Origin of the sequence: Streptomyces sp. NPDC000983, from assembly GCF_040299205.1 — a bacterium.
Classification (GTDB): domain Bacteria; phylum Actinomycetota; class Actinomycetes; order Streptomycetales; family Streptomycetaceae; genus Streptomyces.
The window spans coordinates 152,246-171,353 of sequence record NZ_JBEPBM010000003.1 but is presented as its reverse complement, the minus strand read 5'-3'; the positions used below and the strand labels follow the sequence as shown (position 1 = coordinate 171,353).

Genomic DNA, 19,108 nt, shown 5'->3' with positions numbered 1-19,108 from the left:
CCTGCGATTCGATGCCCGGCGCCGAACGGCGTCGGTGCATGACCGGGAGGGCAATTCCTTATGTCGGTAGGCGAAGAGATCCGCACTGACGAGAGCAGGCCGCAGCAGAGTCTCGGCACTGCCGCCGCGCGGAACCTGGCCACCACGACCAAGTCCGCACCCCAGATGCAGGAGATCAGCTCGCGCTGGCTGCTGCGCATGCTGCCGTGGGTGAACGTGCAGGGCGGTACCTACCGGGTCAACCGCCGCCTCAGTTACGCCGTGGGGGACGGCCGTATCACCTTCGTGAAGACCGGGGACCGCGTCGAGGTCATCCCTGCCGAGCTGGGCGAACTGCCGGCACTGCGCACCTACGACGACCAGGACGTGCTCACCGAACTGGCCCGGCGCTGCCAGCAGCGGGAACTCGCCGCCGGCGAGGTGCTCGCCTCGTTCGGCAGCCCCGCGGACGAGGTGTACCTGCTGGCGCACGGCCGCGTGGAGAAGGTCGGCACCGGCCCGTACGGCGACGACGAGTCCCTCGGCGTGCTCGCCGACGGCGCCCACCTCGGCGAGCAGTCGCTGCTGGCGCCGGACGCCATCTGGGAGTACACGGTCCGCACGGTCACCGCGTGCACCCTCCTCGTCCTCTCCCGCGACGACGTCGAACAGGTCGCGGAGCGCGCCGAGTCCCTGCGCGCACACCTGGAGGAACAGCGCTCGATCCCGGCCCAGCGCGGCAACAAGTACGGCGAGAAGGAGATCGACCTCGCGGCCGGCCACAGCGGCGAGCCGGACATCCCGCACACCTTCGTCGACTACGACGCCAGCCCCCGCGAGTACGAACTGAGCATCGCCCAGACCGTGCTGCGCATCCACTCGCGCGTCGCCGACCTCTACAACCAGCCGATGAACCAGACCGAGCAGCAGCTGCGGCTGACGGTCGAGGCGCTCAAGGAGCGCCAGGAGCACGAGCTCATCAACAACCGCGAGTTCGGGCTGCTCACCAACTGCGAGTACGACCAGCGGATCCAGCCGCACGACGGCGTGCCCGGCCCCGACGACATGGACGAACTGCTCAGCCGCCGCCGCGGCACCAAGTTCTTCCTCGCCCACCCGCGCGCCATCGCCGCGTTCGGCCGTGAGCTCAACAAGCGCGGACTGGTCACCGAGACCGTCGAGATGGCGGGCAACCGCATCCCCACCTGGCGCGGGGTGCCGGTCTTCCCGTGCAACAAGATCCCGGTCACCGAGGCCCGCACCACCTCGATCATCGCCATGCGCACCGGCGAGTCCGAACAGGGCGTCATCGGGCTCCAGCAGGCGGGCATCCCCGACGAGATCGAGCCGAGCCTGTCGGTGCGGTTCATGGGCATCAACGAACAGGCCGTCATCAACTACCTGGTGACCGCCTACTACTCGGCCGCGGTCCTCGTCCCGGACGCGCTCGGCGTGCTGGAGAACGTCGAGATCGGGCGCTGGCGGTGACCCAGCCCGGGGCAACCGGTGTTCCCGCCCTCCGGGGCGGGTACACCCTCGGGGTACGGCGACCGACCCAGACGCGTGAAAGGCGGAAGCCCATCGGGACCCAGACGCACGCCGGAGCCGGGCCGGTCGATGGCCAGGAGGCCACGGCGATCCTGGAGCGCGCGCGAGGCTTCGTCGACCCCGAACTGCGGTCAGCCGTCGACTCGTTGCCGGGCACCATGCGCCGTGTCGCGCTCTACCACTTCGGATGGCAGCACGCGGACGGCACACCCGCGGCGGGCAACGCCGGCAAGGCGATCCGGCCGGCGCTCGTCCTCACCGCGGCCGAGGCGCTCGGCGGTCCCGCGGCCCGCCGGGCGGCGGGACGGGCCGCCGCCGCGGTCGAACTGGTCCACAACTTCACGCTGTTGCACGACGACGTGATGGACCGGGACACCACCCGCCGCCACCGGCCCACCGCCTGGACCGTGTTCGGCGACGCCGACGCGATCCTCGCCGGGGACGCACTCCAGGCACTCGCCCTGCGTCTGCTCGCCCAGGACCCGCATCCGGCGGCCCCCGCGGCCGCCGCCCTGCTCGCCTCCTGTGTCATCGAACTGTGCGAGGGCCAGCACGCGGACACGGCCATGGAGCAACGGGCCTGCGCCGAGGTCCGCCTCGACGAGGCGCTCGCCATGGCCGAGGCCAAGACCGGAGCCCTGCTGGGCTGCGCCTGCGCCCTCGGCGCGCTGTACGCCGGCGCGACGGCGGAGGAGGTGGCGGCGATGGACGCCTTCGGCCGCGAGGCCGGGCTCGCCTTCCAGCTCATCGACGACGTCATCGGCATATGGGGAGATCCGATGCGCACCGGAAAGCCGGCCGGCGCGGACCTCGCCGCCCGCAAGAAGTCGCTGCCGGTCGTCGCCGCCCTCACCTCCGGCACCCCGGCGGCGGCCGAGCTGGCCCGGCTGTACGAGGTGCCGTACGGCCGGAGCGGTCTGGCGGCGGAGGAGGAGACCGCGCGCACCGCGCTGGCCGTGGAACAGGCGGGCGGCCGTGACTGGGCGCAGGTCCAGGCCGCCGACCGGATGGCCCGCGCGATGCAGGAGCTGGCCCGGGTGGTGCCCGAACCGGAGTCGGCGGGCGGCCTGCTGGCGCTCGCCGAGTTCGTCACCCGGCGCAGCACCTGAAGACCCCGGACCGGTGGCCGTGCGGCTCCTGACCCCGCACGGCCACCGGATCCGGCCTCATGGGTCCCGCACATCCCCACGGTGTGCGGGGCCCGTGCCTCACCCCCCGGCGCGGTGCGCAATCCCGTCAATCTTCCGCGGCCCCCACCGCGGTGCCGTCAACCCCCCTACGATCAAGGCCGGTTGAGGCGAAGGGGCGGGGACATGGGCGTGGCGATCCGGACGGCGACCGAGGCGGACCGCGAGACGGTGGTGCGGTTGCTGGACGAGGCGTTCCAGGACGACCCGGTCAGCGGCTGGGTCTTCCCCGGCGCCGAGTACCGGCGGGCCACCCACCACCGGCTGATGGCCGCCTTCACCGACATCGTCCTCGCCGCCGGGCGGATCGACCTCGCGGAGGACGGCTCGGGCTGCGCGCTGTGGATGCCCACGCCCGCCGGAGAGCACGACGCCGACGACGACGGGCCCGCCCAGGTGCGGGAGGCGGTCGACCCGGCGAACGAGCGGGTGGAGCTGATCGGCCGGCTCACCGCCCGGATCCACCCCGCCGACCGGGCCCACGAATACCTCTGGATGATCGGCGTCTCACCCGGCCGGCAGGGGGAGGGCGTCGGCACCGCCCTCATCGGCACCGTGCTCGACCGCTGCGACGGCCAGGGTGTCCCCGCCTACCTGGAGGCCAGCAGCGCCCGCAGCCGCGCCCTGTACGAGCGGCTCGGTTTCGAGCTCCTCGGCAGCCCCCTCGACCTGCCGGAGGGCCCGCAGATGTTCCCGATGTGGCGCGAACCCCGCGGCGACGGCCGGGGCCGGTCCTAGACAGGGCCCACGGCGAGGGCGCGCCCGCGTCCGGTGACGGAGCGCTGGTCCGCCCCTACGCACGGAAGCGCCGACCGGCCTACCCTGAGTTCATGGACAGCGAAGGACACGCCTGTCCCGCCTGCGGACAGTCCGTCGAAACGGTCGTCCGGCGTCATAAGACGCTGGGCGCGTGGGTACCGCGCTGGGTGGCCGGTCCCTGCCGCAACGCCACCTGCGAGGCGTTCGTCGTGCAGGGCACCGACGAAGTCCCCCAGGAGCGGCACAAGACCCACAAGCACCTTCACCACCACCAGCGGCTCAGCGAGATCGGAGGGGCCCACGAGGCCCCGCCGCAGCCGGACCGCCCGGAGGAGCCGGAGGAACCCGCCGCGAGCGGCACCTGAGCGCGCGGAAACTCCTCCGGGAACCGCGGCCCCGCCGTGTCGAGAACCCGGGACCGGCTCCGACGTCCCCGGTGAGAGCCGCCCCGACGGGCGGCGCGAACGGGGCGCGGGCCGCCTACGAGTCGGCGGCCGCGCTCACCATGAGCCTGCCCGAGCAGCGGTATCTGCGGGGGCGCGCGGCGCGGCTGACGCCGTAACGTGCACCCATGAGCGAGCCGATCCTGCACCTCACCGAACGCGCCCTGTGGGAAGACGCCCGGGCCAAGGGCACGTACGAGATGTCGACCCGCGGCCGGACCCTCCGCCAGGAGGGGTTCGTCCACTGCTCGACACGGGCCCAGCTCCCGCGCACGGCCGCCGCCTTCTACGCGGACCTGGACGACCTCGTGGTCCTGGTCGTGGACCCCGCCCGCCTCGACGTACCGGTCCGCCACGAGGCCGCGGAGCCCGGCGGCGAGGAGTTCCCGCATGTGTACGGGCCGATCCCGCTGGACGCGGTCGTCGCGGTGGAGCCGTGGGCGGCACCCTAGGCGGCCACCCTAGGAGCCTGGGGTCGGCAGTCCGCCCGTGACGGGGTCGCGGCCCGTCAGGCAGTACAGGCCGCCGGCCGGGTCGCGCAGGACCCGCCAGTGCGCCCCGCGGTGCACGAGGGTGGCGCCGAGCCGCTCGTGCTCGGCCAGGCTCGCGTCGAGGTCCGCGCAGGCCAGGTCGAGGTGGGCGGAGACGGGACGCTCCTCGCCGAGCCGCTGGAGCAGTACGCGCACCGGCAGCCCGGCCGGCGGCCTGACCACGTGGAACTCCGGGAGCGAACCCGGCAGCGCCTCCCACTCGGGCAACAGGGCCGTCCAGAAGGCGACTTCGGCGTCGTAGCGCGAGGGAGGGACGTCGAGGCAGATCTGGTCGAGGCGGGTGCCGCGCACCACGGGCGGCCGCCGGGCCTCTCCCCGCCAGGGCACCGCGCAGAACAACTGCCCGGCCGGAGAACGCAGTACGGCCCAGCCGTCGTGCTCGGCGACCGGGTCCGCCCCGGCCCGCAGCGCGTCCTTCACGAAGCCCGTGACGTCCTCGACCGCGAAGTCCGGATGGGCGCCGCCCGCCCCCTCCGCGACCCCCTGGACCTTGACGCAGGGGTCGCCGGACTCCGGCAGCAGCGTCACGAACTCGCCCTGGTCGCCCCGGGTTTCGGAGAGCCCGGTCCCGGTCGCGGCGGTCCAGAAGTCGCAGGCCGGCCCGAAGCGCGCGGCGGGCCGGTCGACGAAGACGTAGGTCCAGCGGATGGTCATGGACGCGATCCTAATCAGCCCCGCTTCGACGGCTCCATGAAGCGCAGCATGTTCCCGGCCGGGTCCCGGAACGCGCAGTCGCGCACCCCGTACGCCTGGTCCGTCGGCTCCTGGATCACATCGGCGCCGTACTCCCGCACCCGCTCGAACAGCTCGTCGCAGTCGGAGGTGGTGAAGTTGACCCCGCGCAGCACGCCCTTGGCGAGCAGTTGCGCCATCACCTCCTTGTCGGCGGGGGAGGTGTCCGGGTCCGCGGCCGGCGGCTCCAGCACGATCTCCACGTCCGGCTGGAGCGGCGAGCCCACGGTCACCCAGCGCATCCCCTCGTAGCCGACGTCGCCGCGGACCTCCAGGCCCAGGACGTCGCGGTAGAAGGCGATGGCCTTGTCGTGGTCGTCGACGGCGAGGAAGCACTGCTTCAGCTTGATGTCCATGACGGCAGGTTAGGCCGCTACCTCCGCCGGGGCCGGGTGAAGCGGCGGGCCACGCAGGCCGGGACGGCGTCGGTGTCCTCGTGCGAGCGGGCCCGGTAGGCGCTCGGGGTCTCGCCGACCAGCTCGGTGAAGCGCGCGCTGAAGGAGCCGAGGGAGGTGCAGCCGACCGCCATGCAGACCTCCGTCACGCTGAGGTCGCCGCGGCGCAGCAGCGCCTTGGCCCGCTCGATGCGGCGGGTCATGAGATAGCCGTAGGGGGTCTCGCCGTAGGCGGCGCGGAAGCTGCGCTGGAAGTGGCCCGGGGACATCAGCGCGGTCCGGGCGAGCGCCGTGACGTCGAGGGGCTCGGTGTACTCGCGGTCCATGCGGTCGCGGGCCCGCCGCAGCCGGACCAGATCCTCGGTGTTCACCCCGCCAGCATCGCACGGGTGAACGGACGCAGGGGCCCTGCCGCCTCATGCGGCAGGGCCCCTGCGAGGATGCCCGTCGACCCGCGATGGTGCACCGACCGCCGGTCTCGGAGCGATCCGAAAAGGTCCTGGATCAGGCCTTCTTGGTCTCCCAGAAGATCTTGTCGATCTGGGCGATGTAGTCCAGCGCCTTCTGGCCCGTGGCCGGGTCGGTGGACGCCTTCGCGGCCGACAGCGCCTTCAGGGCGTCGTTGACCAGCTGGTGCAGCTCCGGGTACTTCTCGAAGTGCGGGGGCTTGAAGTAGTCGCTCCACAGGACCGACACGTGGTGCTTGGCGAGCTCGGCGCGCTGCTCCTTGATGACGGTCGCACGGGCCTGGAAGTGCGGGTCGTCATTGGCGGCCATCTTGTCCTGCACGGCCTTGACCGACTCCGCCTCGATGCGGGCCTGGGCCGGGTCGTACACGCCGCAGGGCAGGTCGCAGTGGGCGCTGACCTTCACCTTGGGGGCAAACAGGCGGGAAAGCATGGAGCATTCCTTCCTCGTGATCGTCTTCTCAGGTGGGACATTACTCCCTGGGGGACGGCTTTTCGCGGGGGCCCCCACGGGCTTAGGACAAAAGTCCGGGGTCAGACTGAGACTGGTGGAGGAAAGGACCGGGGAGGTGCCGGTGATGCCGGAACTGTCGCAGGAGACCGAACGCGGGCGGCCGTTGCTGCCCTTCGGGCCGGCCGAGGTGACCGGGCCGTCGATGGTGCCCACGCTGGTCCACGGGGACCGGCTGCTGGTGCACTACGGGGCCCGGATCCGGCCCGGTGACGTGGTGGTCCTGCGCCATCCGTTCCAGCAGGACCTGCTGGTCGTCAAGCGGGCCGCCGAGCGCCGCGAGGGCGGCTGGTGGGTGCTCGGGGACAACACGTACGCGGGCGGGGACAGCACGGACTACGGGACGGTCCCGGCGGAGCTGGTGCTGGGCCGGGTGCGGGCCCGGTTCCGGCCGCGCCGGGACGGTCAGCGTTCGCCGTGGGCGGTGGCGCTCTGGGCGCTGTCCGCGGTCCGGCCGGTGCTCTCGGGGCGGGTCGCCTCCAGGCGTTTGCGGGCCCGGTAGGCGGCCACGTTCGCGCGGGTGGCGCAGCGGTCGGAGCAGTAGCGCCGGGAGCGGTTGGTCGAGGTGTCGAGGTAGGCGTTGCGGCACGGCGCCGCCTCGCACAGGCCCAGCCGGTCCACGCCGTACTCGGTCAGGTGGAAGGCGAGGCCCATCGCCGCGATCGCCGCGTACCCCGTGGTCGCGTTCGAGGGGTGGTCGGCGAGGTGCATGTGCCACAGCGGGCGGCCGTCGTCGTCGCGGAAGTCGTGCCCGGAGATCTGCGGGCTGACCGGGAACTCCAGCAGCAGGGAGTTCAGCAGGTCCACCGCGAGGGTCTCGTCGCCGTCGTCCGCCGCCTCGAAGACCGCGCGCAGCCGGGCCCGCACCGAGCGGAAGCGGGTGACGTCCGACTCCGTGGCGCGGCGGGCCGCCGACTGGTTCGCGCCGAACAGGTCGCGGACGGCCTCCACCGACGTCAGCGTGTCCTTGCCCCGGGCGGGGTCCTCGCTGTTGACGAGACGCACCGCGTAGTCCGAGTAATAGGCCAGTTCCACTTGTAGTCCTTACGGAGGCGTTCTATGGTCGTGGTGCGGTCGGGGTAACAGCTGGTCGTGCTTCCAGGGTATTACGCATGCGTCCGAGGAGAGGGCTTCCATGACGATCGGTACCGGAACCGACTGGCCGGCCTGGCAGGAGAGCTGGGACCGGCAGCAGGAGTGGTACATGCCGGACCGGGAGGAACGCTTCCGGATCATGCTGGACATGGTCGAGGCGCTCGTCGGACCGGAGCCCCGGGTGCTCGACCTGGCCTGCGGCACCGGCTCCATCACGGCCCGGCTGCTCGCCCGGCTGCCCGGCGCCACCAGCACCGGGGTCGACCTCGACCCGGCGCTGCTCGCCATCGCCGAGGGCACCTTCGCCGGCGACGGACGGACCGCCTTCGTCACCGCCGACCTCAAGGACCCCGACTGGACGGCGAAGCTGCCGCACGACTCGTACGACGCCGTGCTGACCGCCACCGCACTGCACTGGCTGCACAGCGAACCCCTCGCGGACCTGTACGGCCGGGTCGCAGGGCTGGTCCGGGACGGCGGTGTCTTCATGAACGCCGACCACATGATCGACGACACCACGCCCCGGATCAACGCGGCCGAGCGGACCCTGCGGCACACGCGCATGGACGAGGCCAAGCGGGACGGCGCCCTGGACTGGGCCGACTGGTGGCGGCTGGCCGGTGAGGACCCCGTCCTCGCCGGGCCCACCGCCCGCCGCTTCGAGATCTACGGCGAGCACGCCGACGGCGACATGCCGTCCCCCGCCTGGCACGCGCGCGTCCTGCGCGAGAAGGGCTTCGCCGAGGCCCGCCCGGTGTGGTGCTCGCCCTCGGACACGCTGCTGCTGGCCCTGAAGTAGCGGCCGCCGCGAACGGCCGAGGGGCGGTACGGGAATCCCGTACCGCCCCTCGGCGCATCTGCGTCAGAGGACCTTCACCCGTGTCAGAGGACCTTCGACAGGAACGCCTTCGTCCGCTCGTGCTGCGGGTCCGTCAGGACGTCGCGCGGGTTGCCGGACTCGACGACCACACCGCCGTCCATGAAGACCAGGTTGTCGCCCACCTCGCGGGCGAAGCCCATCTCGTGGGTCACGACGACCATCGTCATACCGGACTCGGCGAGGTCGCGCATGACGTCGAGGACGTCACCGACCAGCTCCGGGTCCAGGGCCGAGGTCGGCTCGTCGAACAGCATCAGCTTGGGGTCCATCGCCAGCGCACGGGCGATGGCCACACGCTGCTGCTGACCGCCGGAGAGCTGCGAGGGGTAGTTGCCGGCCTTGTCGCCGAGGCCGACCTTCTCCAGCAGATCCCGCGCCCGCTCCCTGGCCTGCGCCTTCTTCGCGCCCTTGACCTGGATGGGCGCTTCCATGACGTTCTCGACGGCCGTCATGTGCGGGAACAGGTTGAACCGCTGGAACACCATGCCGATGTCCCGGCGCTGGCGCGCGACCTCGCTGTCCTTCAGCTCGTAGAGCTTGTCACCCTTCTGGCGGTACCCGACCAGCGAACCGTCGACGTACAGCCGACCGGCGTTGATCTTCTCCAGGTGGTTGATGCACCGCAGGAAGGTGGACTTGCCCGAACCGGAGGGCCCGATGAGGCAGAACACCTCGCCGGTCCTGACCTCCAGGTCGATGCCCTTGAGGACATCGACGTGGCCGAACGACTTGTGCACGCCCTCGGCCTTCACCATGGCCTGGGTGGACACCGCGTCCGCAGAGGGCTGCTTCGTCACGTCGGTCATGCCGTGACTCCCTTCGGGCGGCGGTAGGGCAGCACGGCTGCCTTGAAACGCTGGAGCGGCGTCGGGGGCAGGGTGCGCGAGGAACCGCGCGCGTAGTGCCGCTCGATGTAGTACTGGCCGACGCTGAGGATCGAGGTCATGATCAGGTACCAGGCGGCGGCGAGGAAGTACATCTCCACCGTGGAGCCCGCGTTCTGGCCGATGTCCTGCGCCTCCTTGAACAGGTCGGCGAACTGCACCGCCGAGACGAGCGAGGTCGTCTTCAGCATGTTGATGACTTCGTTGCCCGTCGGCGGGACGATCACGCGCATCGCCTGCGGGATGACGATCCGGCGCAGCGTCTTGGTGTGGCTCATGCCGAGGGCGTGGGACGCCTCGGTCTGGCCCTCGTCGACCGAGAGCAGACCGGCACGGCAGATCTCCGCCATGTACGCGGCCTCGTTGAGGCCGAGTCCGAGCAGCGCCGTCAGCAACGGCGTCATGAAGGACGACCAGTAGTCCTTGTAGACCGGGCCGAGGTTGATGTACTCGAAGACCAGGCCGAGGTTGAACCAGACGAAGAGCTGGACCAGGACCGGGGTGCCCCGGAAGAACCAGATGTAGAACCATGCGATCGACGAGGTCACCGGGTTCGTCGACAGGCGCATGACGGCGAGCAGGATGCCGCCCGCGATGCCGATCACCATGGAGAGAACGGTGAGCAGCAGCGTGTTCCAGACGCCGTGCATGATGCGGTCGTCGAAGAAGTACTCGGGGATCGCGTCCCAGTTGATGTTGCCTTGCGCGAAGGCGTAGACGATCGAGCCGAGGATGACGATCGCCAGGGCCGCGGACACATAACGTCCCGGGTGCCGGACCGGGATGGCCTTGATGGCCTCCGGGCCGGCGGACGGCGTGGGGTCCGCGGGACCGTCCGTCTTATTGACGTCAACAGTCACGGGTGGAGCCTTTCAGAACGGTGGTGCGAGACGGGGTCAGGAGCCGCCGTTGATCTTGGCCTCGGTGATCGCGCCGTCCTCGACGCCCCACTTGGAGATGATCTTCTCGTACTCGCCGTTGTCGATGATGGCCTGGACGGCGGCCTGGAGCGCGTCGCGCAGCTCGGCGTCGTCCTTGGACACGGCGATGCCGTAGGGGCCCGCCTCGACCTGGTCACCGACGATCTCGAAGTAGTCGCCGCCGCCCGAGGTCTTGACCGAGTACGCGGCGACCGGGAAGTCGGCGGAGACCACGTCGGCGCCCTTGGAGCGCATCCGGGTCTCGGCCTCCGGGTTGGTCGCGAAGTCCTCGATCTTGAGTTCCTGCTTGCCGTCCTCCTTGCACTTCTTCGCCTGGTCCTTGGCGAGGTCGTGGGAGAAGGTGTTGCGCTGCACGGCCATCGTCTTGCCGCACAGGTCGTCCCAGGTCTTGATGCCCTGGCTGTCGCCCTTGTTGGTGTACAGCGAGACACCGGCGGTGAAGTAGTCGACGAAGTCGACGCCCTCGCCGACCTTCTTGCCGGTGTCGCCGTCGATGCCCTCCTGGCGGTCCTTCGTGTCCGTCATCGCCGACATGGCGATGTCGTACCGGTTGGAGGCCAGACCACCGATCAGCGTGTCGAAGGTGGCGTTCTGGAACTCGAACTTCACGCCGAGCTGCTCGCCCATCGCCGCGGCGATGTCGGGGTCGATACCGACCGTCTTGCCGGAGTCGTCCTTGAACTCCACGGGCGCGTAGGCGATGTCCGAGCCGACCTTGATGACGCCCTTGTCGGCGATGGCCGCGGGCAGCTTGTCGGCGAGCGGCGCCGAGCTCTTGGTCCCGCTGTCGCTGTCGCTGCCGCTGTCCTTGGTCTGGTCGCCGCAGCCGGTGAGAATCAGGGCGCCTGCGACCGCGATCGAGCCGACCGCGGCCAGGCGGGAGCGCGTGGCGGTCGTACGACGGGTGGTGCGTGCGGTCATGGTGGGTTCCTCCGGCGGATGGGTGGAGTTGCCGATGGGGCCGGCCCCTGCCGATGGGTTCGGCAGGTGCCCTGGGTCTTGGGTCGACGAGAGCACACGTCTTCGAGTGTCGCGACCTCGTGTGATTACGGCATCTTGCCATTCGGACGGAGCTATCCAGGGGGCCCGCCATGTCAAAATCGGATAACAGGTGAACCGCGAACCAGAGCAGGTCGGTACATCGCGGCCGGACCTTCTACGGGAATCTCCCCTTCCGGCAGGAAGATCTTCGGTGCATCGGACGCTGCGGACGATCGGGGCGTGCTGCCCGCTCCGCACTTGAGTACAAGCCGAGTGCACGTCAAGCGTAGTCGGTCATTTGTCCTGATGACGTCGCATGATTCATGTCACCGCTATGCGGTGATCGATGATCGTTCTTCGCTCCGGCATGTGAGCTTGCACCATTTGGACTCGTCCTCGACGCCGTCCGTCCGGTAAGAAGGTGCTTTACACCCCTCATCCGGGGCTCAGGGCGCGTGTGCGGCGCGCCCGTCGCGTATACGCCCGCGGCTGACCGTACGTATCGGTAGCCGGGCCGTGCGCGGTGCCCGCCCACCCCTCACCTGGGAGTGGTCACCCTCAAACCATGAATACTTAAGGGGTCAGACAAAGTGGCAGCGGAGATCGTCAATCCTCGCAGCGACAGCGATACGGGTCAGGACGGAGGGGCGGAGCCCCTCGATTCCTTCGATCCCGCGTTCGCGCTGCACCGCGGCGGCAAGATGGCAGTGCAAGCCACCGTGCCGGTCCGCGACAAGGACGACCTGTCCCTCGCGTACACGCCCGGCGTGGCGAAGGTGTGCAGCGCCATCGCCGAGCAGCCCGAGCTCGTCCATGACTACACCTGGAAGTCGTCGGTCGTCGCCGTCGTCACGGACGGTACGGCCGTGCTGGGCCTCGGGGACATCGGTCCCGAGGCATCCCTCCCGGTGATGGAGGGCAAGGCGATTCTGTTCAAGCAGTTCGGCGGCGTGGACGCGGTGCCGATCGCGCTGGACTGCACCGGGGTCGACGAGATCGTCGAGACCGTGGTCCGTCTCGCGCCCTCCTTCGGCGGCGTGAACCTGGAGGACATCTCGGCACCGCGGTGCTTCGAGATCGAGCGCCGGCTCCAGGAGCGGCTGGACATCCCGATCTTCCACGACGACCAGCACGGCACGGCCGTCGTGACGCTGGCCGCGCTGCGGAACGCCGCGCGGCTGAGCCGGCGGGAGATCGGGCAGCTCCGGGCGGTCATCTCGGGCGCCGGGGCGGCCGGTGTCGCCATCGCGAAGATGCTGGTCGAGGCCGGCATCGGCGATGTGGCGCTCGCCGACCGCAAGGGCATCATCTCGGCGGACCGTGCGGATCTGACCGATGTGAAGCGCGAGGTCGCCGGGTTCACCAACAAGGCGGGGCTCACGGGCTCCCTGGAGGACGCGCTGGCCGGCGCCGACGTCTTCATCGGCGTCTCCGGCGGCACCGTCGCGGAGTCCGCGGTGGCCTCCATGGCTCAGGGCGCCTTCGTCTTCGCCATGGCCAACCCGAACCCCGAGGTCCACCCCGAGGTCGCGCACAAGTACGCGGCCGTCGTGGCGACCGGCCGGTCGGACTTCCCGAACCAGATCAACAACGTCCTCGCGTTCCCCGGCATCTTCGCGGGCGCCCTCCAGGTCCGGGCCTCCCGGATCACCGAGGGCATGAAGATCGCGGCGGCCGAGGCGCTGGCGTCGGTGGTCGGCGACGACCTCGCCGCGGACTACGTCATCCCGTCCCCGTTCGACGAGCGGGTGGCCCCGGCCGTCACGGCGGCCGTCGCCGCGGCGGCCCGTGCGGAGGGTGTCGCCCGACGCTAGGACCTGCGGTGCTTCAGCGGGGCACCTCGGTCACCCGGTGACTCCGCGACGCGTAGCGATCGAACCGACCCCGGCCGGACTTCCGGCCGGGGTCGGTTCGTCTTCCCGGCGGGGTGTTGGGGAGACGGAGCAGTCCGGGTGCCGGGCCGCGGTGAGTTTTTACCCGGGGGTTGGACCGGGTGGGTGGTTGCGGCCCCTGTTCCGGTGGAGCAGGGGCTGGGCGGGTGGTTGCGGGCCCTGTTCCGGTCGAGCACAAGAGGGTGTGTCTCACAGTCGCGGCTGGTTCCGCAGTCGTGGGCGCGGGCCTATCGTCAAGGTCATGTTCGCCGTCTACGCCGCCCGAATCGACCGCGACCAGCCGCTCACCGGCCTTGAGTTGGGGGAGCGACCCGCCCCCCAGGCCCGCCCCGGCTGGAGCGTCGTCAACGTCAAGGCCGCCTCCCTCAACCACCACGACCTGTGGTCCCTGCGTGGCGTGGGCCTCGCGGAGGACAAGCTGCCGATGATCCTCGGCTGCGACGCCGCCGGCGTCGACGAGGACGGCAACGAGGTCGTCCTGCACTCCGTCATCGGCCAGAGCGGCCATGGCGTGGGCCCGCGGGAGCCCCGCTCGATCCTCACCGAGCACTACCAGGGGACCTTCGCCGAGCAGGTCGCCGTGCCGTCCTGGAACATCCTGCCCAAGCCCAAGGAGCTGTCCTTCGCCGAGGCGGCCTGTCTGCCCACGGCCTGGCTGACGGCGTACCGGATGCTCTTCACCAACGCCGGGGTACGTCCCGGTGACTCCGTCCTGGTGCAGGGCGCCGGCGGCGGTGTCGCCACGGCCGCCATCGTGCTCGGGAAGGCCGCGGGGCTGCGTGTCTTCGCCACCAGCCGCGACGAGGCCAAGCGCAAGCGGGCGCTGGAACTCGGCGCCGTGGAGGCCGTGGAGCCCGGGGCGCGGCTGCCGCAGCGGGTGGACGCCGTCATCGAGACCGTCGGCGCCGCCACCTGGTCGCACTCGGTCAAGTCCCTCCGGCCCGGCGGCACGGTCGTCATCTCCGGCGCCACCAGCGGTGACCGGCCCTCGCACGCCGAGCTGACCCGGATCTTCTTCCTGGAGCTGAAGGTCGTCGGCTCCACGATGGGCACCAAGGACGAGTTGGAGGACCTCCTCTCCTTCTGTGCCGCCACCGGTGTGCGCCCCGTCATCGACGAGGTGCTGCCGATGGACCGTGCGCGTGAGGGCTTCGAACGGATTGCCTCGGGTGACCAGTTCGGCAAGATCGTGCTCGCCAACTCCTGAGCGTCATAGCTGGTTCTTGTCAGGCGGGTCCGGGTGGTTCCGGGCCCGCCTTCTTCGTGTTTTTCGCGTTCTTCGCGTTCTTTCGCGTCCGGCATGTCAACCGGGGTTGACATGCCTTCGGTTGTCAATCTAGGTTGACGGTATGAGTGAGGCAACCGATCTCGCCGAGCGGGCGGGTGACCGTGATCCGAGGGTCGGCCTTCGTGCCGTGGCCGCGTTGCGCCGGCTGCTGGAGCAACTGGAGGCGGTTCAGGTGCGCAGTGCGCGCAATCAGGGGTGGTCGTGGCAGGAGATCGCCGCGGAACTCGGGGTCAGCAGGCAGGCCGTGCACAAGAAGTACGGGAGGCATTGATGTTCGAGCGGTTCACGAAGGATGCCCGGGCTGTGGTGACGGGCGCGATCGAGCATGCGGAACGGTCGGGGGCCGGGACGGTGGATGCCGAGCACATGTTGCTCGCGCTGCTGGACAGGGAGGGGAGCCGGGCCTCCTTCGCGCTTGCCGCGCTGGGACTTGCGGAGCGGGGGGACGAGGTACGGGAGGGGCTTGCGGAGGCGCGGCGTCGGGCTGGGCTCTCCCAGGCGGAGGCCGACGCTCTCGCGGGGCTCGGTATCGATGTCGCCGAGATCGTCGCTCGGGTGGAGGAGGTGCACGGCGTCGGTGCGATGTCCGGTGAGCGCACGGGTGGGGGGCGGTGGTTCGGGCGGCGGTTCTTCGGCAAGGAGGCTCGCGATGTGCTGGAGCGGTCGTTGCGGATTGCTGTCGCGCGTCGGGATCGGCATATCGGTGACGAGCACATTTTGCTGGCGCTGACTGCTCGGCCGGGGGTGTCGGGGGAGGTTCTGGCGGGTCATGGTGTGACCAACGCGGGGGTGACGCGGGTGCTGTATGGGGTGGGGGAGGCGAAGGCGGGGTGACGGTGTTGGGTGCGGGGCCGTTGTGGCTCGTCGCGCAGTTCCCCGCGCCCCTTTAGGGAGTGATGGCCGGGGGCTGGCTGGTCAGGTGCGGCGGCGTCGTGGCTGGTCGCGCAGTTCCCCGCGCCCCTGGGTGTGTGGGTGTGTTGGTGGGTTGTTGGGTGTGGGGGCGTTGCGGCTGGGCGCGGGGTTCCTCGCGCTGCTGAGGGGGTGGTGGGTGGGGGTTTGAGGAGGGCCCTCGCGCCCCCTTCGTTGGGGGGCGCGAGGGGGTGGGTCAGGGGGTGGGGGTGTGTAGGAGTGCTGCTATGCGGGCTGCTGTTGTGGAGAGGTGGTGGCGGGCTTCCTGGAGTTGGGCCTGGGTGATGCCGTGGTCGCGGGCCGCGTCTCGGATGTCGTCGCGGAAGCGGTCCAGGAGGCGGTCCAGGTCGCGGGTGGGGTCCCCGGTGGAGGGCTCGTGGGACCAGGACGGTTCGTAGTCGGCGGGGAAGTCCTCCGGGGTGCCGGAGACGTCCGGGCTGCCGGAGCGGTCCGCCCGGGTGGCGGTGGGGCGGCCGAAGCCGAAGTCCTTGCCGTACTCCTTGCCGAACTCGCCGAACTCCTTGGCCAGTTCCGACAGGCCCTCGCGCACCCCGGTCGGCCAGTCGCCCCGCGTGAAGTGGTCCTGCACATGGTCCTGGACCCGCTTGGCGATGCGCTGCATCTCCTCCTGGGCCTGGTCGCGGGCCCGGTCCTGGGCCTCCTTGGCCTGGCGCCGGGCGCGCTGGGCCTCCTCGCGGGCGCGCCGGCTCTCGTCCTTGGCCCGCCGCGCCTGCTCCTTCCACTCCTGCTTGGCGCGCCGCATCTCCTCCTTGGCCGCGCGCCACGCCTCCTTGTCGGCGAAGTCCGAGAAGTCGCCGAAGGGGGAGTCGCCCTTGGCGCCCTCGCCCCGGCGGGCCTCGGAGGCCGCCGCCCGCATCTCACGCCGCAGATCCCCGGCCGCGCCCCGCACATCGGCCTGGATCTCGGCGGCGAGCTCCGCGACCGACTCCCGGATCTCCAGTTCCAGATCGGCCAGTTCACCACTGCGGTCGGCCAGCTCGGCCCGCCCCGCGTCGGTGATGGCGTACACCTTGCGGCCGCCCTCGGTGGTGTGGGTGACCAGGCCCTCGCTCTCCAGCTTCGCCAGGCGGGGGTAGACGGTGCCCGCCGACGGCGCGTACAGGCCCTGGAAGCGCTCCTCCAGCAGGCGGATCACCTCGTAGCCGTGGCGCGGGGCCTCGTCCAGCAGCTTCAGCAGATACAGGCGCAGGCGGCCGTGGGCGAAGACGGGAGGCATGTCAGAGCACCTTCTTGTCGGTCGTGCCGTCGGCCGGGTCGGCTGCGGTGGGGGGCTGGTTGTCCCGGCCGGAGTCGGAATTCTCCCCCGGCTCGGCCGGTCCGCTCTCCGCCGGGGCGTCCTCCCAGGCCTCCGCGTCCCAGGGTTCCTCCTCCCGGGGTGGCCGCCGCAGCAGGGCGATGGAGCCGGAGACCGTGGTGGCCCGCAGTTTGCCGTTGCCCGCGCCCAGCCGGCCGGTGACCTTGTGGGCGCCCCACTGGCCGTGCACGCGGAGCCCGTCGAAGGCGTTGGAGATGGTGCCGCTGGCGGTGTTGGCCTCGACGTCGGCGTCCGCCGGCTGGGGGAGCCGGATGGCGATCTCGCCGGAGACGCTGGTCAGTCTGACGTCCGTCGGCCCGTCCGGATCGAGGTCGACGATCATCGAGCCGCTCACCGAGTCCGCGCGCACCGAGGGCCCCGACCCCTCCACCACCGTGAGGTCCCCGGAGACGGAGTTGAAGCGCAGATCGCCGGTGACCGCCTGCGCCTCCAGATTCCCGGAGACCGTGTCGGCGCGCACCGCCCCCGAGACCCCGACCAGCGTGGTGTCCCCGGTGACGCCCTTCACCACCGAGGTCCCGCTCAGCCCGGAGACCACGGCGCCCGCGCCGACCACACCGACCTCCACACGGGTGTCCGCCGGGACCGCCAGGGAGACCACGGCGCTGCGCCGCCAGCCCTTGCGGTCCAGCCACTTCAGGAAGCCCTTCCAGGGCAGGTCGTCGTAGGCGACGGTGAGGGTGCCGTCCTCCTGGCTCACCACCAGGGGCGGGCCCTCGATCTCCGAGACCTCCAGGCGGGCGGAACCCTCCTCGGTGCCCACCACGTTCACCGTTCCGTTGACGATCCGGACGTGCAGCACTCGCACCGGATCGTCGAAGGTGAGCTTCGTCGGCTCCGCGACGGACCACTCGGACATGGTGACGACCTCCCCGTAGCAACACGCCATATCGCGTCTTCTCTCATTCACGATATATCGCGCCCGGTGAAAGTCAAGACACCCTTTCGGGGAGCATCCGGACCGTCGAACATGACCAACCGCCGCACATCGACCTAGCGTGTGACCATGTCGTCGGCATCCCCCCGCACCGGTCCACCCTCCGGAGGTCTCGCCACCGGAGCCTTCCTGCTGTGCCGGGCGGATCCGGACCCGGTCGCCCCGGTCGCCCATCTCCTGCGCCGGCCCATGCTGCTCACGCCTGCGGGCGAGGAGTGGAGCCTGCTCGTCCCCGAGGGCGAGCCCTGGACCGAGGACGGCGAACCGGTCGACCGCGTGCTCACCGGCTGGGCCGGCGCCCTGGCGGTGGGCGCGCCCTGGCCCGTGCTCGCCCTGTGGTGGGACGAGGACCGCGCCGGCTTCACCCTCGCGTCCGGCTTCCGCCGTCCCGTCGGATACATCTGGCTCGGCAACGGCACCCCGGCCGGCGAGGACGAGGCCATGCACACCTTCGCCACCCGGCTGGGCCTGGACCCCGTACGGGACATGGAGTCGCTGGAGGCGCTCACCCGGCCGGAACCCGGCACCGACGCCCGGGCCCGGCTCGGCGGTCTGCTGGCCGTCCTCACGCGCGCGGGCGTCGCCCTGCCCGCGGGCCTCGTCCCCGGCGAGTCCGCCGGCCGCCTCCGTGAGTCGGCGCGGGCCGAACCCGGCGTCCGCCCCGTCGAGTGGCCGGGCGGCTGGCGCGAGACGGTCCGCGCGGAACTGGACGCCGTCGACGTGAGCCGGCTCGGCCCCTGGCTCCCCTGGGCGGGCACGCCCAAGGCCCGCGCCCTCGCCCTGACCCAGGTGGCGGCGGGGCTCCCGCTCGCGCTCTGGGGCCTGCGCCACCGCAGCGGCGGCTGGCTCACGGCGGGCGCGCTGCTGCTCGCCCACGGCGCGCTCGGACTGGCGTACGACGTGACCCGCCCGCGCGACTGACTCTCCCGCAGGAGCGGCACGCCCCCGCGAAAGGCCCGCCCCCGCGAGAAGCCCGCCCGCACGCCCGGCCCCCGCGAGTGGCCCGCCCGCACGCCCGGCCCCCGCGAGTGGCCCGCCCGCGAGCCCCGACCCGTCCGACCGCGCGCCTGCTGCCCCGGCCCACCAGGCCCCCGCCGGAAACACCGAAGGGCGCCTCCGCGGAGGCGCCCTCACAAGGACCGCTGACCCCGGCTCGCCGCCGGACCGCTACTCGTCGTCCTCGTCGTCGTCCAGCCGGGCCAGCCACGTCGCCAGCCGCTCCACCGGAACCTCGAAGTCCGGGTTCAGGTCGACGAAGGTGCGCAGCTGCTCCGCGAGCCACTCGAAGGTGACCTCCTCCTCGCCGCGCCGCTTCTCCAGCTCTTCGATGCCACGGTCCGTGAAGTACATGCCGTCAAGGATAAGTGCGCGAAAACGGCCGGGCCGCACCCCC

The 19,108-nt window shown here is 71.2% G+C and carries 24 protein-coding genes; 13 read left to right on the top strand and 11 right to left on the bottom strand.

The window, feature by feature from the left end:
* The first annotated feature begins 60 nt into the window (after positions 1–60).
* The 6 genes from ABT296_RS04810 (at position 61) to ABT296_RS04785 (ending at position 4,368) form a co-directional block, all read left to right on the top strand.
* A complete protein-coding gene (locus ABT296_RS04810) occupies positions 61–1,467 on the top strand; it encodes a family 2B encapsulin nanocompartment shell protein (protein ID WP_351923222.1) in 1,407 nt (468 codons plus the stop codon).
* 92 nt (positions 1,468–1,559) lie between these two features.
* Complete coding sequence (locus tag ABT296_RS04805) at positions 1,560–2,636, top strand: family 2 encapsulin nanocompartment cargo protein polyprenyl transferase (RefSeq protein ID WP_351923567.1); 1,077 nt, start codon at positions 1,560–1,562, stop codon at positions 2,634–2,636.
* A gap of 204 nt (positions 2,637–2,840) precedes the next feature.
* On the top strand, positions 2,841–3,452 hold the full coding sequence (locus tag ABT296_RS04800) for a GNAT family N-acetyltransferase (RefSeq protein ID WP_351923220.1): 612 nt from the start codon (positions 2,841–2,843) through the stop codon (positions 3,450–3,452).
* A 92-nt stretch (positions 3,453–3,544) separates the two neighbouring features.
* Complete coding sequence (locus ABT296_RS04795; RefSeq protein WP_351923218.1) at positions 3,545–3,838, top strand: hypothetical protein; 294 nt, start codon at positions 3,545–3,547, stop codon at positions 3,836–3,838.
* Positions 3,839–3,909: 71 nt separating this feature from the next.
* Complete coding sequence (locus ABT296_RS04790) at positions 3,910–4,035, top strand: hypothetical protein (RefSeq protein ID WP_351923216.1); 126 nt, start codon at positions 3,910–3,912, stop codon at positions 4,033–4,035.
* A gap of 9 nt (positions 4,036–4,044) precedes the next feature.
* The gene (locus tag ABT296_RS04785; protein ID WP_351923214.1) at positions 4,045–4,368 is read left to right on the top strand and encodes a DUF952 domain-containing protein; all 324 of its coding nucleotides are present in this window, start codon (positions 4,045–4,047) and stop codon (positions 4,366–4,368) included.
* A gap of 9 nt (positions 4,369–4,377) precedes the next feature.
* Here ABT296_RS04785 and ABT296_RS04780 read toward each other — a convergent pair whose 3' ends face one another.
* From ABT296_RS04780 to sodN, 4 genes are all read right to left on the bottom strand, one after another.
* A complete protein-coding gene (locus tag ABT296_RS04780) occupies positions 4,378–5,121 on the bottom strand; it encodes a VOC family protein (protein WP_351923212.1) in 744 nt (247 codons plus the stop codon).
* 14 nt (positions 5,122–5,135) lie between these two features.
* A complete protein-coding gene (locus tag ABT296_RS04775) occupies positions 5,136–5,555 on the bottom strand; it encodes a VOC family protein (protein ID WP_351923210.1) in 420 nt (139 codons plus the stop codon).
* A gap of 17 nt (positions 5,556–5,572) precedes the next feature.
* Complete coding sequence (locus ABT296_RS04770) at positions 5,573–5,965, bottom strand: helix-turn-helix transcriptional regulator (protein ID WP_351923208.1); 393 nt, start codon at positions 5,963–5,965, stop codon at positions 5,573–5,575.
* Between the two features lie 133 nt (positions 5,966–6,098).
* The gene (gene sodN, locus ABT296_RS04765) at positions 6,099–6,494 is read right to left on the bottom strand and encodes a superoxide dismutase, Ni (RefSeq protein WP_005480378.1); all 396 of its coding nucleotides are present in this window, start codon (positions 6,492–6,494) and stop codon (positions 6,099–6,101) included.
* 145 nt (positions 6,495–6,639) lie between these two features.
* Between sodN and sodX the strand changes: the two genes are divergently transcribed.
* Complete coding sequence (gene sodX / locus ABT296_RS04760; protein ID WP_351923565.1) at positions 6,640–7,074, top strand: nickel-type superoxide dismutase maturation protease; 435 nt, start codon at positions 6,640–6,642, stop codon at positions 7,072–7,074.
* Here the strand turns inward: sodX and ABT296_RS04755 are convergent.
* A complete protein-coding gene (locus ABT296_RS04755; protein ID WP_351923205.1) occupies positions 6,978–7,607 on the bottom strand; it encodes a CGNR zinc finger domain-containing protein in 630 nt (209 codons plus the stop codon). The genes sodX and ABT296_RS04755 overlap by 97 nt on opposite strands.
* Positions 7,608–7,707: 100 nt before the next feature.
* On the opposite strand from ABT296_RS04755, the gene ABT296_RS04750 reads away from it, so the two are divergent.
* Entirely contained in the window at positions 7,708–8,466 is a 759-nt protein-coding gene (locus ABT296_RS04750; RefSeq protein ID WP_351923203.1) for a class I SAM-dependent methyltransferase, read from the top strand.
* An 83-nt stretch (positions 8,467–8,549) separates the two neighbouring features.
* Here the strand turns inward: ABT296_RS04750 and ABT296_RS04745 are convergent, their stop codons facing one another.
* The 3 genes from ABT296_RS04745 to ABT296_RS04735 are packed head-to-tail and all read right to left on the bottom strand — an operon-like array spanning position 8,550 to position 11,293.
* Complete coding sequence (locus ABT296_RS04745; protein WP_351923201.1) at positions 8,550–9,353, bottom strand: amino acid ABC transporter ATP-binding protein; 804 nt, start codon at positions 9,351–9,353, stop codon at positions 8,550–8,552.
* Positions 9,350–10,291 carry an amino acid ABC transporter permease gene (locus ABT296_RS04740; protein ID WP_351923199.1) on the bottom strand — a complete coding sequence of 314 codons (942 nt, stop codon included), beginning with the start codon at positions 10,289–10,291 and terminating at the stop codon, positions 9,350–9,352. Before ABT296_RS04740 ends, ABT296_RS04745 begins: the two co-directional genes overlap by 4 nt.
* 36 nt (positions 10,292–10,327) lie before the next feature.
* Complete coding sequence (locus ABT296_RS04735) at positions 10,328–11,293, bottom strand: ABC transporter substrate-binding protein (RefSeq protein ID WP_351923196.1); 966 nt, start codon at positions 11,291–11,293, stop codon at positions 10,328–10,330.
* A 650-nt stretch (positions 11,294–11,943) separates the two neighbouring features.
* Between ABT296_RS04735 and ABT296_RS04730 the strand changes: the two genes are divergently transcribed.
* The 4 genes from ABT296_RS04730 (at position 11,944) to ABT296_RS04715 (ending at position 15,367) form a co-directional block, all read left to right on the top strand.
* Positions 11,944–13,167, top strand: coding sequence for an NAD(P)-dependent malic enzyme (locus tag ABT296_RS04730; protein WP_351923194.1), 1,224 nt, complete (start codon positions 11,944–11,946; stop codon positions 13,165–13,167).
* Between the two features lie 319 nt (positions 13,168–13,486).
* Positions 13,487–14,452, top strand: coding sequence for a zinc-binding dehydrogenase (locus ABT296_RS04725; protein WP_351923192.1), 966 nt, complete (start codon positions 13,487–13,489; stop codon positions 14,450–14,452).
* Positions 14,453–14,594: 142 nt separating this feature from the next.
* Positions 14,595–14,804, top strand: a complete 210-nt coding sequence (locus tag ABT296_RS04720) for a helix-turn-helix domain-containing protein (RefSeq protein ID WP_014674937.1) — start codon at positions 14,595–14,597, stop codon at positions 14,802–14,804.
* On the top strand, positions 14,804–15,367 hold the full coding sequence (locus ABT296_RS04715) for a Clp protease N-terminal domain-containing protein (RefSeq protein ID WP_351923190.1): 564 nt from the start codon (positions 14,804–14,806) through the stop codon (positions 15,365–15,367). The genes ABT296_RS04720 and ABT296_RS04715 overlap by 1 nt, the downstream gene beginning before the upstream one ends.
* 271 nt (positions 15,368–15,638) lie before the next feature.
* Here the strand turns inward: ABT296_RS04715 and ABT296_RS04710 are convergent, their stop codons facing one another.
* The gene (locus ABT296_RS04710; RefSeq protein WP_351923188.1) at positions 15,639–16,679 is read right to left on the bottom strand and encodes a PadR family transcriptional regulator; all 1,041 of its coding nucleotides are present in this window, start codon (positions 16,677–16,679) and stop codon (positions 15,639–15,641) included.
* A gap of 1 nt (position 16,680) precedes the next feature.
* On the bottom strand, positions 16,681–17,637 hold the full coding sequence (locus ABT296_RS04705; protein WP_351923186.1) for a DUF4097 family beta strand repeat-containing protein: 957 nt from the start codon (positions 17,635–17,637) through the stop codon (positions 16,681–16,683).
* 147 nt (positions 17,638–17,784) lie between these two features.
* Here ABT296_RS04705 and ABT296_RS04700 point away from each other — a divergent pair, with 147 nt between their 5' ends.
* Positions 17,785–18,636, top strand: a complete 852-nt coding sequence (locus tag ABT296_RS04700; protein ID WP_351923184.1) for a hypothetical protein — start codon at positions 17,785–17,787, stop codon at positions 18,634–18,636.
* A gap of 246 nt (positions 18,637–18,882) precedes the next feature.
* Here the strand turns inward: ABT296_RS04700 and ABT296_RS04695 are convergent, their stop codons facing one another.
* Entirely contained in the window at positions 18,883–19,065 is a 183-nt protein-coding gene (locus ABT296_RS04695) for a DUF6104 family protein (protein ID WP_019058231.1), read from the bottom strand.
* Positions 19,066–19,108 lie beyond the last annotated feature (43 nt).

What these genes read in the sequence shown, in the direction of transcription:
- ABT296_RS04810 (WP_351923222.1), top strand. Translation starts at nt 61, where the DNA reads ATGTCGGTAGGCGAAGAGATCCGCACTGACGAGAGCAGGCCGCAGCAG.
- ABT296_RS04800 (WP_351923220.1), top strand. Translation starts at nt 2,841, where the DNA reads ATGGGCGTGGCGATCCGGACGGCGACCGAGGCGGACCGCGAGACGGTG.
- ABT296_RS04795 (WP_351923218.1), top strand. Translation starts at nt 3,545, where the DNA reads ATGGACAGCGAAGGACACGCCTGTCCCGCCTGCGGACAGTCCGTCGAA.
- ABT296_RS04785 (WP_351923214.1), top strand. Translation starts at nt 4,045, where the DNA reads ATGAGCGAGCCGATCCTGCACCTCACCGAACGCGCCCTGTGGGAAGAC.
- ABT296_RS04780 (WP_351923212.1), bottom strand. Translation starts at nt 5,121, where the DNA reads ATGACCATCCGCTGGACCTACGTCTTCGTCGACCGGCCCGCCGCGCGC.
- ABT296_RS04775 (WP_351923210.1), bottom strand. Translation starts at nt 5,555, where the DNA reads ATGGACATCAAGCTGAAGCAGTGCTTCCTCGCCGTCGACGACCACGAC.
- sodN (WP_005480378.1), bottom strand. Translation starts at nt 6,494, where the DNA reads ATGCTTTCCCGCCTGTTTGCCCCCAAGGTGAAGGTCAGCGCCCACTGC.
- sodX (WP_351923565.1), top strand. Translation starts at nt 6,640, where the DNA reads ATGCCGGAACTGTCGCAGGAGACCGAACGCGGGCGGCCGTTGCTGCCC.
- ABT296_RS04750 (WP_351923203.1), top strand. Translation starts at nt 7,708, where the DNA reads ATGACGATCGGTACCGGAACCGACTGGCCGGCCTGGCAGGAGAGCTGG.
- ABT296_RS04745 (WP_351923201.1), bottom strand. Translation starts at nt 9,353, where the DNA reads ATGACCGACGTGACGAAGCAGCCCTCTGCGGACGCGGTGTCCACCCAG.
- ABT296_RS04735 (WP_351923196.1), bottom strand. Translation starts at nt 11,293, where the DNA reads ATGACCGCACGCACCACCCGTCGTACGACCGCCACGCGCTCCCGCCTG.
- ABT296_RS04725 (WP_351923192.1), top strand. Translation starts at nt 13,487, where the DNA reads ATGTTCGCCGTCTACGCCGCCCGAATCGACCGCGACCAGCCGCTCACC.
- ABT296_RS04720 (WP_014674937.1), top strand. Translation starts at nt 14,595, where the DNA reads ATGAGTGAGGCAACCGATCTCGCCGAGCGGGCGGGTGACCGTGATCCG.
- ABT296_RS04715 (WP_351923190.1), top strand. Translation starts at nt 14,804, where the DNA reads ATGTTCGAGCGGTTCACGAAGGATGCCCGGGCTGTGGTGACGGGCGCG.
- ABT296_RS04710 (WP_351923188.1), bottom strand. Translation starts at nt 16,679, where the DNA reads ATGCCTCCCGTCTTCGCCCACGGCCGCCTGCGCCTGTATCTGCTGAAG.
- ABT296_RS04705 (WP_351923186.1), bottom strand. Translation starts at nt 17,637, where the DNA reads ATGTCCGAGTGGTCCGTCGCGGAGCCGACGAAGCTCACCTTCGACGAT.
- ABT296_RS04700 (WP_351923184.1), top strand. Translation starts at nt 17,785, where the DNA reads ATGTCGTCGGCATCCCCCCGCACCGGTCCACCCTCCGGAGGTCTCGCC.
- ABT296_RS04695 (WP_019058231.1), bottom strand. Translation starts at nt 19,065, where the DNA reads ATGTACTTCACGGACCGTGGCATCGAAGAGCTGGAGAAGCGGCGCGGC.